Raw genomic sequence first — 12471 nt, forward strand, 5'->3', positions numbered from 1 at the left:
CCCCCGCCGCACTCCAGCTGGGCGTGGACATAGCCGCCGACGGTACGGCGGACCCGAAGGGCTCGGCCACGGTGCACGGCACGGTGACCTGCACCCAGCCGGTCGACGTGTCGGTCGCGGGCGAGGTGACCCAGGTGGTCAAGGGCGCCACGGTGACGGGCCCGTACTCGACCTCGGTGCCGTGCGAGCCGGGCCGCGCCGTGGCCTGGACGGCGAGCCCGACGCCCACCGGTGACACCCCGTTCGGCCGGGGCGGGGCCACGGTGCGGGCGCAGGCCTTCACCCAGGACCCGAACTACGGCGGCACGGTGGCGGTCGAGCGGACCGCGACGGTGCAGCTCGCCCGACCGTGAGCCGAGCTCGACCCGTGCCCGACCCGCGCTCGCCCCATGCCCGACCCGCACCCGACGCGCGCCCGGCCGAAAGGTTGTACGCCGGACGGGACTTGCGGGTGTGACAAGGAGCATGTGCTGATCGCGTGACGCTTGTGGTGCCTCAACCGCAGGAAAGGTGCGGGGAGTTGCACGACGCGACTCCCCGGACTTCCGATCGAGGGACGGGCACAGGCACATGGGCACCATGAAGGAGAGCGGGAGACGCTCGGCGAGACCCGCGGCCGACGCGATGGCCGCGCACGCGGCGGCCTTCGTCGCCCACGCCACCAGGCGCAACGCGCTCCCGCTCGACTACAGCGTCGCCAGCCTCCGCGTCGTCGACTTCGTCGTCAGCGGCCTGCGCAAGAACGGCCCCGATCCCGAACACGCCGCGAGCGCGCTGTTCGGGATCGGGGCCTACGTCGGTGAGGTCCTGGTGCGGCGCGCGGGCGCGGTGTGGGTGGACTTCGACGCCACCCAACGCGCGTACTTCTCCCAGTCCGTGGGCGTACGTATGCCGGACGGCCGCGTCTGGAACCCCCTCGGCAAGGTCCTCAACCGCTTCGAGCTCGGCCCTGAGGAATCCCTGCAGACGTTCTACCTGACCCTGCACGGGCGGTCACGGCGATGACGTCGCGGCGATGACGCCACAGTGGCGCCACCCCGGCCGACCCGCACGGGGCACGGGCGCCACTACGGCACACGCACGCGGGGCACCGACAGGTCATACGCCCAGGCCCCACCAGCGCACCGGCCGCGATTTCGGCGAAGTCGCCGCACGGCACCCCTGGCACACCCCCACACGCCATGGCGCGCCATAACGCCTTGCAATGGCGCCACACGTGCGCCATGATGGCACCACTGAAGCACCCCGCCCACAGCGGAACGCCAGGTACGCCAGGTACGCCAGGAACGCCAGGTGCGCCGACGGATTCCGTCGGGGCCAACGCCGCCGCACGCCACCGCGTCAACCGCCACGAAAGGCACACGATGACCGACACGGCCCCCCTCCAGAACGGCCTTCCCATGGACCGCGACGCCGGCCCGTTCGACCCGCCCCGCCAGATCACCCAGGCGCGCGAGACCCGCCCGGTCAGCCCGATGCGCTTCCCCGACGGCCACGAGGGCTGGCTCGTCACCGGCTACGAGGCGGTCCGCCGGCTCATGGCCGACACCCGGTTCTCCTCCCGCCAGGACATCGGCGTCCCGCACGTGCCGTACGACACCCCCGGCATGCCCGCGCCGACCGAGCCGTCCCCGCAGGTGCCGGGGCTGTTCATCGCCATGGACCCGCCGGACCACACCCGGCTGCGGCGCAAGCTCACCGGCGCCTTCACCGTCAAGCGCATGAAGCAGCTCGAAGGCCACATCACCGAGATCGTCGAACGGCAACTGGACGAGATGGCCCAACTCGCCCCGCCCGTCGACCTGGTGAAGGAGTTCGCGCTGCCGGTGCCGTCCCTGGTGATCTGCGAGCTGCTCGGCGTCCCGTACGCGGACCGGGAGACCTTCCAGCGCCACTCCGCGAAGTTCCTCGAGAAGGACGTGAACCTCGAGGAGAAGATGGCCGCGTGGACCGGCCTGAGCACGTACCTCGCCGAACTCGTCGTCAGCAAGCGCGCCGACCCCGGTGAGGACATCCTCTCCGACCTGGCCCGTGACGAGGACCTCAGCGTCGAGGAACTGACCGGCATCGGGTTCCTGCTGCTGCTCGCGGGCCACGAGACCACCGCCAACATGCTCGCCCTCGGCACGTTCGCCCTCCTGGAGCACCCCGAGCAGCTGGCCCAACTGCGCGCCGCCCCCGACCTGATGCCCGGCGCGGTCGAGGAGCTGATGCGCTACCTGTCCATCGCCGACATCTTCTACCGCTACGCCACGGAGGACATCGAACTCGGCGGCGAGACGATCCCCGAGGGCTCCACCGTCGTCGTCTCCCTCCTCGCGGCCAACCGCGACCCGCTGCGCTTCGAGGACCCCGACGCCCTGGACATCCACCGCACGGCCCGCGGCCACGTCTCCTTCGGCCACGGCGTCCACCAGTGCCTCGGCCAGCAACTGGCCCGTATCGAGATGCGCGCCGGCTTCGAGTCCCTGATCCGCCGCTTCCCGACCCTCCGGCTCGACGTCCCCGCGGCCGAGGTGAAGGTCAAGTCCGACATGAACATCTACGGCGTCCACGCTCTGCCGGTCACCTGGGACAACTAGGCAGCGCAGGAGGCTAGTTGACGGTTGCGTCTTGTCGTATCAGCCGCGCACCTGCGACCGGTCGACCTATTTCCGCCACACCAGGGGGTGGCAGCGCGCGTGAAAGCTCGCCAGGAGCGGAAAGAGGTGAGTAGCTCTTACCGCATGCCCGGACAACGGGCAACCGGATCGCAGAAATTCGAGTGCGAGGAGGCATCTGACGATGCCGAAGTGGCGGGATGTACAAGCAAGAAACGGTGCGCGCACGGCAGTGGTGGCGCTGCTCTCCGCGCTGGTCCTGATCGTGTCACCGCAGAGCGCCATGGCTGCGGCCACGTTCGAGCCGAAGGTCGACTACGCGGCGGGCGACGGCCCGCAGTCCGTCGCAGTGGCCGACTTCAACGAGGACGGGAACGTCGACCAGGTCCTGGCCGACTACGACGGCAGTGCCGTGTCGATACTGCTCGGCGCGGGCGACGGCACCTTCGGCTCCCCCACCACCTACGGGGTCGGGGACAACCCTGCCGGGGTCACCACGGACGACTTCGACGAGGACGGCAACCTCGACCTGGCCCTGGCCAACGCCTTCGGCGACTCGGTGTCCGTGCTGCTCGGCAACGGGGACGGCACCTTCGACCCGGACATCGAGTACGACACGGGCACCATGCCGTCGAAGGTCGAGGTGGGCGACTTCAACGAGGACGGCGACCTCGACCTGGTCACCTCCGCCGCGGCCGAGGACTCCGTCTCGGTGCTCCTCGGCGCCGGGGACGGCACCTTCCCCACCCACACCGAGTACGGAGCGGGCAGCGTGCCGTACTCGGTGAGCGTGAGCGACTTCAACGCGGACGGAAACCTCGACGTCGCCACCTCCAACGTCGGCGGGAACACGCTGTCGGTGCTCCTCGGCGCCGGGGACGGCACCCTCGGCACGCACACCGAGTACGGCACGGGCGCGCAGCCGGCGCGGACGGTGGCCGGTGACTTCGACGGGGACACCACCCCTGACCTCGCCGTCGTCAACCTGGAGTCGGAAACCATCTCGGTGCTGTTGGGCGCCGGGGACGGCACCTTCGGCACGCACACCGAGTACGGCGTTGGCGCCGCGCCCTTGTCCCTTGAGGTGGCGGACCTCGACGAGGACGGCAACCTCGACCTCGCCGCCGGCAACGCGGCCGAGGCTTCCGTGACGGTGCTGCAAGGCGCCGGGGACGGCACCTTCGGCGACAGGTCCGATCACGAGACCGGCAACGTGCCGTTCGCTGTGGGGTCCGGTGACTTCGACGAGGACGGAGCCGTCGACCTCACGGTCGCCAACACGGGCGACGACACCGTGTCCGTACTGATCAACAGCACCGTCGTATAAGGCAGTTGACGCCGGGTCAGCACCCCGGCGTCAACTGGTCAAGGCGCAAGGGACGACAGCACCGCGGGCGCCCGGTTCACGACCGGGCGCCCGCGGACGTATGAGGCCGACGGCTCTACGCGACCGAATGCGTCACCTTGCCGGTGTAGGTGCCCGCCACGGCGGTGCTGGGCACCGACACCACCAGCTTCGGGCTAAAGGTCACCGAACTCGACGTGCCCACGATCGTGGAGTAGGAGAAGGACGTCCGTGGAGTGTTCAGGTCCTGAGCGTTGGCCGCGGCCGGCTGCCCCGGAGTCCAGGTTCCGGTCCCGGTCTTGCTGACGAGGGGGCCCGACCAGTACGACAGCTTGTCGGCCGGGATCGTCTGGGCGGCCGTGCCTGCGCCGGTCTTCAGCGGCGTCGCCGAAACCGTGGCGGTCCAGCCGCGCGTGGTCACGTTCGAGACGGTCACCGAGCCCAGATTCACGGTGACGGTCGTACCGGGTTTCGTGGTGCCGAGGTTCGCGGAGACCGGGACGGTGACCGAGGGGCCGAGTACCGCCCGCGGCACAGCCCACACGGCGTGCGGGGCACCCTGTCCGGGCCGCGCGTGCACCGGGGAGGCCGCGATGAGCGCGAGGGCACTCAAGCAGATGAGCACCTTCCCGGCCCTCGGCCCCCCGCGGGCTCTCCGGCTGCGCACCGAGCGCGCCCGAGTAGTGGCCGTGCCCTTGTCGGAGTGATCAACCATGCTGTCCCCTAAGGCAGTTCCGGGTCCGTCCGCCCAGCTCCGCCCCAGGCTGCAACACCGTGGGCTGCCTCCAGGGCCGACTACCGGTCCGTCCCACCAGTTCGGCGGTATCCCTTCACTCCCCGGAGCCACCTTCACTCCCGGGGAGTCACCGTCGCTCCCCGGAGTCACCGCCGCGTCAGGACGCGGCGCCGGTCCGCCCGCGCCTGCGCGACCTGCGTCGTAGGAGTACCGCCAGGACGAGGAGCACCGCCGCGCCGCCCGCCGCCAGGTACCACGTGGAGTTCCCCGCGGCCTTCAGCAATTGGGCGCTGACCGTGGTGCCGGGGGCCTGCGGGAAGGTCAGCTTGGCGGTGACCGAGTGCCGCACCTCGCCGCTCCTCAGCTGCAGCCTTCCCGTCCACGGCCCGGCAGGCAGGCCACGGCCGACGTTCACGGTGACCGTGCCGCGCCCGCCGGGCGGCAGCGTCGTACCGGGCGTGACGTGGTACGGGCCCGCCTTCAGCGCGCCCGGCCCGTCCTCGAGGTCGAGCTTGCCCTCCAGGTCGACCGCTCGCTTCCCGGTGTTCTGCACCCTCGCGACGACCTGCGGCCGCCCCTTCTTGCTGAGGGCGGCGCTGACCTTGTCGACGCGGAAGTCGGAGTACTCCCCGCCGTTGGCGACGTCCAGGTAGGTGCGGATGCCGGCGCGGCTGATGATGCCGATGTTGTCGCCGCTCTTGGGCTGCGAGGCGCTCTCGGCCCAGAGGACCGCGTACCGTTCGCCCGGCTTCGCCGTCACGGGCACCTTGATCCGCACCGTTGCCGTGAACCGCTCGTACGGGCCCATCTTGCGGTGGCCGGGCTGGATGGTGGTCCAGCCCGTCAGCGCGTTCTGCTGCTGCCCCTCGGCGAAGGTGAAGCGGTTCTCCGTGATCGTCGCGGCGGCGGGGTAGAGCTTCACCTCGCGTGTCAGGGGCGTCTTGTTGCTGATCTCCACGTGCCGCTCGATGGTGGTGCCCGGCTCCAGGTGATCGACGATGTACGTCAGAGCGCGCGGGTCGTCGCGCCGTACGACCGGGGCGTCAAGCAGCCGGATACCGAGGAGGCCCGGATCCGGCTGCGCGAACGAGGCGGCTGACGCTGAGCTGGCTGAGACCGCGCGCTCGGGGGTCGCGGCGGTGGCCGGACCGGGTGCGGACGTGGGCGACAGGGCGGCGAGCACCGCCGCGGTCGACAGCCCGGTGAGCGTGCGGGGGAATCCGTGACGCAAGCGATCACGCAACCGAATGACGCAGCGTGCCGGTGTACGTACCGGCGACCGCGTTGGCCGGGACGCGCACGGACACCGTGGGGGTCCAGCTGACGGCGTTGTCGCCACTGCCGCTGGTACGCGAGAACGCCGTACGGGTGGCCGCCAGGGTGGCCGCACTGCCCGCGGTGAAGGGGCCGTTGACCGGGTTCACCTCGGTCCCCGGGTCGTAGTCGACGTTGGCGCCGCCGATCGTCTCGCTCGCCGTGCCGCCGCCCGTGGTGAACGGGGTGGTCAGGCTGACCGTGGCCGTCCAGTTGCTGTCGAGGGCCGAACGCTGGTCGTTGACGCGGATCGCGGTCAGCTGGCCCGTGGCGGTGGCCCCCGGCGCCGCGTCGGTCAGCGTCGCGCTGGCCGGGGCGGTGATGTTGATGCCGTCCGTCGCGGTCACCGCGAAGGTGGTCGTGGTGTCCTGTGTGGTGTCCGCGGCGGCCGGCTGCGCTGAAGCCGCAGTGACTACCACCGCGCAGGCGATGAAAAGGCGAGGCAGACGCACGGTTCCTCCAATGAACAGCCGACAGAGCCCCGTCACCGTAGGGGAGGCGGAGAGGCCCGCGCGGGCGGGGCGCGCGTGGCGACCACCCTTCGGGTGACGGGAGCCGTCCAGATGGGCTGATCCTTTTATCGGAGCGCACCGTGGCCGACGTACCGCTCCCCTTCGTACCCGGCATCGAGGTGGCGGGGCAGGTCGAGACCCTTCCCCTGGCCCCTGCCGTCGAGGCCCACCGCCGCGTCGAGTCCGGCGCGCCTCGGAATGCCCCAACCCGGAACGCGGGATCTTCGGCGCCGAAAGCCGGTTGAGATGGTGACCTTGGTGAGGAAGGGTCTGTGGCCATGGAGTACTTCTGTTACCACCGCGACCGGCCGGGATCCCTCGCGTTACGCGAGGAGTTGCTGGAGGAGCACTGGTCCTACATGGACCGGTACGCGAAGGAGCTGATCGCTCGCGGTCCGACCTTCGCCGATGACGGCGAAACGCCCACGGGAAGCGTGCATATCGTCGATCTGCCCGATCCCGCCGCTGCCCGTGCGTTCGCCTTCGACGAGCCCGGCTACCAGGCCGGTGCGTACCGGGACGTGCTGCTGCGCCGGTGGCGCAACGTGCTGGGGCGCACCATGTGGGACTTTCCCGGTGGCCGGAGCGGCGGCAACCGGTACCTGGTGCTCGGCCTCGGCGAGGGCTCGGCCGCAGACCTCGCCGCGGACCTCGCTCCGCCGCCCGGCCAGGACGATCTGATCGCGTACGGGCCGCTGCTGTCCGACGACGGCGACACCTGGCTGGGTACGGCGGCGCTGCTCAGGGCCCCGGACCCGGATACGGCACGCGCCGCCCTGGCTCAGGACCGGTACGCGGACATCGAGGTCCACGACTGGGAGTTCGGCGGGCGTCGATGAACTACGGAGACACCGGGCCGATGCGGGCGGTTCAACTGGTGGGCGGGCCGGTGGAGTTGCGGGGTGCCCTCGATCTGGAGACCACAGCGGCAGGGGTGATGCCGCGCCGGTTGCCCGCCTGGACGAAGGAGCAGTACCAGGACCCGTCGGTCTACGGGGTGACCGTGATGCCGTCAGGGGTGCGTCTGGTGTTCCGCACCGATGCGCGCGCCCTGGAGTTCGAGGTGCTCACCTCCACCGGCCAGCTCGACGCCGACCCCCACCCTCGCCCGACCGGGATGCTGGAGTTGCTGGTGGACGGTGCCCTGGCCGGGCGTCGGCAGGCGCCGGTGGGCCATGTGCTGCGGATGGCGGGCCCCGGGTCAGTGCAGCGACTCGTCCCGGGCAAGCCCGGGACCGTACGGTTCGCCGGACTGCCGGCCGGCATGAAGAACGTCGAGCTGTGGCTTCCCCAGCAGACCCCTACGGAACTGGTGGCACTGCGCGCTGACGGCGACGTGCTGGCGCCGCTGCCGGATGGGCGCAACCGCTGGGTGCACCACGGCAGTTCCATCAGCCACTGCCTCGAGGCCGACGGCCCGACCGGGACCTGGCCGGTGGTGGCAGCCGCGCTCGGCGGGGTGGAGGTGATCAACCTCAGCCAGGCGGGCAACGCGCTGCTCGATCCGTATGTCGCCCGGACGATCCGCGACCTGCCCGCCGACCTGATCAGCCTGAAGGCGGGCATCAACATCGTGAGCCTGTCCGCCTTCCGGCTGCGGACGTTCGGCCCGGCGGTGCACGGATTTCTGGACACGGTCCGGGACGGTCACCCGGACACCCCGCTGCTGTTGATCTCCCCGGTGAGCTGTCCGGCCCTTGAGCAGGTTCCCGGCCCTACCAGGACGGGACCGGACGGGAGGATCGCTTCGCTGGGCGACCCGGCCGATGTGGCCGGCGGCGCACTGTCGCTGACGGTGGTCCGTGCCGAGCTGGCCCGGATCGTCGCGGCACGGCAGGTGTCCGATCCCCACCTTCACTATCTCGACGGACGAGAGCTGCTCGGGCCGGACGAGGCGGACGACCTGGCAGACGGCCTTCACCCCACGGCCGCCGCGTACCGCCGCATGGGCGAGCGCTTCGCCGCCCACGCCTTCGTGCAGGACGGTCCGTTCCGGTGAGGCGGCCTTCGCCTGATCATGCGCTCGACAAGCTCCAGGCCATCGCGCCGACCGTACTCCGCCAAGTGCCGCCGTGTCAGAGCGGGTTGAGGCGGGCCTTGAGCAGGCAGAACTCATTGCCTTCGGGGTCCTGCAGCACATGCCACGGCTCGTCGCCCGACTGCCCGATGTCGGCCGGGCGCGCGCCGAGCTTCAGGAGGCGTTCGAGCTCGGCGTCCTGGTCGCGGTCGGTGGCGTTGACGTCGATGTGCAGGCGGGACTTCCCCGGCTCCGGCTCGTCCCTGCGGCTGAGGATGATCGTCGCCTGCGGGCCGCCGAACCCTTCGCGGGGCCCGATCTCGTAGCAGTCCTCGCCTTCCTGGTCGAGCACGACGAAGTCCAGGACCTCGCACCAGAAGCGCGCCAGCACCTCGGGCTCTCGGCAGCCGAGTACGAGTTCGCTGATACGACATGCCATGGACGCAACCTGCTCTCGGTCGGGGATCGACCCCGTGACCGTACTGGAGGAGGCGGGCGCGGGCGATCGGTTTTCGCGCGGCCCCGAGCAACCCGGGGCGGCCCCAACAGGGCTGTCGGCGGCGGGAGTTGTGGCCGTGCCGGGCGGAGCGGAAACCGCTGGAGCCGGGAGCCGTTCCCGTGCTTGCATGAGCCTCATGGTGTCTGCCGACCGTCTGCTCGCCTTCGCGGCGATGTCGTTCCTGCTGATCGTGATTCCCGGCCCCAGCGTGCTGTTCGTGATCGGGCGCGCGTTGGCGCAGGGCCGCCGGGCCGCGCTGACCACCGTCGTCGGGAACACCGTCGGCTGCTACGTGCTGATCGTGGCCGTGGCGTTCGGTGTCGGGGCGATCGTGGAGCGGTCGACCCTCGTCTTCACCGCACTGAAGCTGACCGGCGCCGCCTACCTGGTGTTCCTCGGCGTGAAGGCGTGGCGGGACCGGGGTGCGCTGAACTCCGCGGTGACGGGGGCTGGTGCGGGCGGTACGCCGGGCGCTGCGCCAGGCGGTACGCGGGGTGGTGCGCGGACGTTCTGGGAGGGGTTCGCGGTCGGTGTCACCAACCCCAAGACCCTGGTGTTCTTCGCCGCCGTACTGCCGCAGTTCGTCGACCGCGGTCAGGGGCAGGTCGCGGGTCAGATGCTGCTGCTCGGCCTGGTCTTCAACCTCATCGCCGTCGCCTCGGACATGGCGTGGGGCCTTGCCGCCGCCACCGCGCGGGACTGGTTCGCCCGCTCGCCGCGGCGGCTCTCGCTGGTCGGCGGTGTCGGCGGGCTCGCCATGATCGGCCTCGGGGTGACGGTCGCAGTGACGGGGCGCAAGGACTGACGTTCCGGGGCACTGCCTGCCCGACGGTCACCGGCTCGCGGTGCTGTCCGCCCGACGGCGACCGGCTCGCGGTGCCCGCGCTCAGAGGTCCGCGCCGTCCACAACTTCCCCTGTGGGCCCGCTCGTTCCGGGGGCACCGTTCTCCGGCCCGAGGGACCGGCCGGCCCACGCGTGGACCCACCAGCCCTCGTCCGGGGAGCCGGAGAGGACGACGACACCGGTGTTGCGCAGCAGGTGCGCGGTGGCGAAGTCGACGTCGATGTTCTCGGCCCGTGCCGCCGTCCACATCCGGATCGCGGCACCGTGGCTGACCATGGCCACCGTCGACGCTCCCGTACCCGCCGCCTCCTCGACCACCGCGTCGAACCGCCCCAGCGCCTCCACACCGATCTCCCCACCCGGCATACGGAGCCCGGTGTCGCCCGCGGACCAGGCGAAAGCGGTGCCCATGTACGTCGCGATGGCTTCCTCGTCACCACGCATCTCCAGGTCGCCCGCGATCAGCTCCCGGATACCGGAACGCACCTGGACCTCGAGCCCGGTCCGGGCCGCGAGGGGCGCGGCGGTGAGCTGCGTCCGGATCAGCGTCGACGCGTAGAGAGCACCGATCTCCTCCCCCGCAAGCGCCTCCGGCAGAGCCGCCGCCTGCTGCTGCCCGAGCGGGGTCAGCGCGGGCCCCGGCTCTGCCGTGTCAAGGAGCCGCTTGAGGTTGGAAGGGGTCTGACCGTGGCGGATCAACAGCAGGCGCATGAGAACGGGTCTGTCTCCAGAGAGGCTGATCGTGGGCTTCCACTGTGGCACCACCGGGCTGTACGTGCCCTGCACACGGCCGTCCCTGCACCCGGCCGTCCCGGCGCCCGGTGTGCCCCGCGCCACGCACGCCCACCCGAGCCCCAGGGAATGGCCCAGCCCCCGCACTCGTTACAGAACACCAGTACAGATACCCCCACCCGTATTCTTAAATACCCCCGGGGGTACAGTGAGGCGCAACATGCCAGGAGGAACCATGAAGGTCGTCATCGTCGGTGGCGTAGCGGGCGGGATGTCGGCCGCGACGCGGATGCGGCGTATCGACGAGCGTGCGGAGATCGTCGTGCTCGAACGCGGCGCCCACGTCAGCTACGCGAACTGCGGACTGCCCTACTACCTGGGCGGGGCCATCGACGACCGCGACGCCCTCCTGCTGCAGACCCCCGAAGCCCTCCGGGCCCGCTTCGGCCTTGATGTGCGGGTGCGCACCGAGGCCGTCGCCGTGGACCGCGCGGCGCGTACGGTCCGGGTCCGCGACCTGGACAGCGGCCGCGAGTACGAGGAGTCGTACGACAGCCTCGTCCTCAGCCCCGGTGCCCGGCCGTTCGTGCCCGAGCTGCCCGGTGCCGAGCGGGCCCGCACGTTGCGCGATGTGTCCGACGTGGACCGGATCGCGGCCGACCTCGACGGCGGCGCGCGCTCCGCCGTGGTGGTCGGGGGCGGCTTCATCGGCGTGGAGGCGGCCGAGAACCTGCGCGAGCGCGGGCTCACGGTGACGCTTGTCGAGCTGGCCGACCAGGTGCTGCCGCCGCTCGACCCCGAGATGGCCACCCCGGTCGCCGCCGAACTGCGCGACCACGGTGTCCGGGTCGAGCTCGGTACGAGCCTGGCCGCCGTAGGCGAGCACGACGTCACGCTCTCCGACGGCCGCACCCTGCCTGCCGATCTGGTGCTGCTCGCCATCGGCGTCCGCCCCGATGTCCAACTGGCCCGCGACGCGGGGCTTTTGATCGGCCCGCGCGGCGGGATCGCCGTGGACGAGCGGCAGCGCACCAGCGACCCGGATGTGTACGCGGTCGGTGACGCGGCGGAGAAGCCCGACGCCCTGACCGGCGAACCGGCACTCATCCCGCTCGCCAACCTGGCCAACCGGCACGGCCGCCTGGTCGCCGACGCCATCGCGGGACGGCCCGTGCGGGCCCGCGAGTCGACCGGCACCGCCGTAGTCAAGGTCTTCGGCCTGACCGCCGCCGCGACCGGCTGGAACGAGAAGCGGCTGCGCGCGGCGGGCCGCGCCCACCAGGCCGTGCACCTGCACCCCGGATCGCACGCGGGTTACTACCCGGGCGCGTCCCCCATCGCGCTCAAGGTCCTCTACGACCCGGCCGACCTGCGCATCCTGGGCGCCCAGGCCGTCGGCGCCGACGGTGTGGACAAGCGCATCGACGTGATCGCCACCGCGATGGCGGGCGGCCTCACCGCACCTGACCTGGCCGATCTGGAACTCGCGTACGCCCCGCCGTACGGCTCGGCGAAGGACCCGGTGAACATGGCCGGTCTGATCGCCGAGAACCGTTCCACCGGCACGGGTACCGCGGTGCAGTGGCACGACCTGGACGAGGCGCTCGCCGGGGGCGCCGCGCTGATCGACGTGCGCACGGCCGCCGAACACTCCCGTGGCACGATCCCCGGCGCGGTGAACATTCCCGTCGACGAACTGCGCGACCGTATCGACGAGATCCCCGCAGGACCGCCGCTGATCGTCCACTGCCAGGTCGGGTTGCGCGGCCACACCGCCGCCCGGCTGCTCACCCAGCTCACCGGCCGTCCGGTCACCAACCTCGATGGCGGGTACGCCACTTGGTCCGCCGGACAAGCCGCACGCCCCACCCC

12 protein-coding genes and 1 pseudogene are annotated in these 12471 nt (G+C 71.3%); 8 read left to right on the forward strand and 5 right to left on the reverse strand.

Features of this window, described 5'->3' with window-relative positions:
• The 4 genes and pseudogenes from GUY60_RS24410 to GUY60_RS24425 all read left to right on the forward strand — a co-directional run.
• Nucleotides 1-353 (forward strand): annotated as a pseudogene (locus GUY60_RS24410) (hypothetical protein); the annotation flags it as partial.
• A 217-nt stretch (nt 354-570) separates the two neighbouring features.
• Nucleotides 571-1005, forward strand: a complete 435-nt coding sequence (locus tag GUY60_RS24415) for a hypothetical protein (RefSeq protein ID WP_376771316.1) — start codon at nt 571-573, stop codon at nt 1003-1005.
• 395 nt (nt 1006-1400) lie between these two features.
• Entirely contained in the window at nt 1401-2582 is a 1182-nt protein-coding gene (locus tag GUY60_RS24420) for a cytochrome P450 (protein WP_376771317.1), read from the forward strand.
• 202 nt (nt 2583-2784) lie between these two features.
• A complete protein-coding gene (locus GUY60_RS24425) occupies nt 2785-3927 on the forward strand; it encodes an FG-GAP repeat domain-containing protein (protein ID WP_161701366.1) in 1143 nt (380 codons plus the stop codon).
• 115 nt (nt 3928-4042) lie between these two features.
• Here the strand turns inward: GUY60_RS24425 and GUY60_RS24430 are convergent, their stop codons facing one another.
• The 3 genes from GUY60_RS24430 to GUY60_RS24440 all read right to left on the reverse strand — a co-directional run bounded on the left by GUY60_RS24430 (nt 4043) and on the right by GUY60_RS24440 (nt 6447).
• Nucleotides 4043-4558 carry a hypothetical protein gene (locus GUY60_RS24430; RefSeq protein WP_161701368.1) on the reverse strand — a complete coding sequence of 172 codons (516 nt, stop codon included), beginning with the start codon at nt 4556-4558 and terminating at the stop codon, nt 4043-4045.
• A gap of 280 nt (nt 4559-4838) precedes the next feature.
• Nucleotides 4839-5912 (reverse strand): peptidase, encoded by a 1074-nt coding sequence (locus tag GUY60_RS24435; protein WP_161701370.1) that lies wholly within the window; start codon nt 5910-5912, stop codon nt 4839-4841.
• 4 nt (nt 5913-5916) lie between these two features.
• Nucleotides 5917-6447: a hypothetical protein gene (locus GUY60_RS24440; RefSeq protein WP_223178729.1), complete on the reverse strand. Its 531-nt coding sequence runs from the start codon at nt 6445-6447 to the stop codon at nt 5917-5919.
• A gap of 338 nt (nt 6448-6785) precedes the next feature.
• On the opposite strand from GUY60_RS24440, the gene GUY60_RS24445 reads away from it, so the two are divergent.
• The gene (locus tag GUY60_RS24445) at nt 6786-7346 is read left to right on the forward strand and encodes a YciI family protein (RefSeq protein WP_161701372.1); all 561 of its coding nucleotides are present in this window, start codon (nt 6786-6788) and stop codon (nt 7344-7346) included.
• Nucleotides 7343-8506 carry an SGNH/GDSL hydrolase family protein gene (locus GUY60_RS24450; protein WP_246235581.1) on the forward strand — a complete coding sequence of 388 codons (1164 nt, stop codon included), beginning with the start codon at nt 7343-7345 and terminating at the stop codon, nt 8504-8506. Before GUY60_RS24445 ends, GUY60_RS24450 begins: the two co-directional genes overlap by 4 nt.
• A 76-nt stretch (nt 8507-8582) precedes the next feature.
• Here the strand turns inward: GUY60_RS24450 and GUY60_RS24455 are convergent, their stop codons facing one another.
• Nucleotides 8583-8963, reverse strand: a complete 381-nt coding sequence (locus tag GUY60_RS24455; protein WP_161701374.1) for a VOC family protein — start codon at nt 8961-8963, stop codon at nt 8583-8585.
• A 196-nt stretch (nt 8964-9159) separates the two neighbouring features.
• On the opposite strand from GUY60_RS24455, the gene GUY60_RS24460 reads away from it, so the two are divergent.
• On the forward strand, nt 9160-9828 hold the full coding sequence (locus tag GUY60_RS24460) for a LysE family translocator (protein WP_161701386.1): 669 nt from the start codon (nt 9160-9162) through the stop codon (nt 9826-9828).
• Nucleotides 9829-9909: 81 nt separating this feature from the next.
• On the opposite strand, the gene GUY60_RS24465 is transcribed toward GUY60_RS24460, so the two are convergent.
• Nucleotides 9910-10578, reverse strand: coding sequence for a histidine phosphatase family protein (locus tag GUY60_RS24465; protein ID WP_161701376.1), 669 nt, complete (start codon nt 10576-10578; stop codon nt 9910-9912).
• A gap of 256 nt (nt 10579-10834) precedes the next feature.
• Between GUY60_RS24465 and GUY60_RS24470 the strand changes: the two genes are divergently transcribed.
• Nucleotides 10835-12471, forward strand: a 1637-nt coding sequence (locus GUY60_RS24470) for an FAD-dependent oxidoreductase (RefSeq protein WP_161701378.1), incomplete at its 3' end; no start/stop codon positions are given.

The organism is Streptomyces boluensis (assembly GCF_009908195.1).
GTDB classification, from domain to species: Bacteria; Actinomycetota; Actinomycetes; order Streptomycetales; family Streptomycetaceae; genus Streptomyces; species Streptomyces boluensis.

Coding starts and splice junctions, on each gene's coding strand:
- GUY60_RS24455 (WP_161701374.1), bottom strand. CDS start 8,963: ATGGCATGTCGTATCAGCGAACTCGTACTCGGCTGCCGAGAGCCCGAG.
- GUY60_RS24465 (WP_161701376.1), bottom strand. CDS start 10,578: ATGCGCCTGCTGTTGATCCGCCACGGTCAGACCCCTTCCAACCTCAAG.
- GUY60_RS24460 (WP_161701386.1), top strand. CDS start 9,160: ATGGTGTCTGCCGACCGTCTGCTCGCCTTCGCGGCGATGTCGTTCCTG.
- GUY60_RS24415 (WP_376771316.1), top strand. CDS start 571: ATGGGCACCATGAAGGAGAGCGGGAGACGCTCGGCGAGACCCGCGGCC.
- GUY60_RS24420 (WP_376771317.1), top strand. CDS start 1,401: ATGGACCGCGACGCCGGCCCGTTCGACCCGCCCCGCCAGATCACCCAG.
- GUY60_RS24445 (WP_161701372.1), top strand. CDS start 6,786: ATGGAGTACTTCTGTTACCACCGCGACCGGCCGGGATCCCTCGCGTTA.
- GUY60_RS24425 (WP_161701366.1), top strand. CDS start 2,785: ATGCCGAAGTGGCGGGATGTACAAGCAAGAAACGGTGCGCGCACGGCA.
- GUY60_RS24450 (WP_246235581.1), top strand. CDS start 7,343: ATGAACTACGGAGACACCGGGCCGATGCGGGCGGTTCAACTGGTGGGC.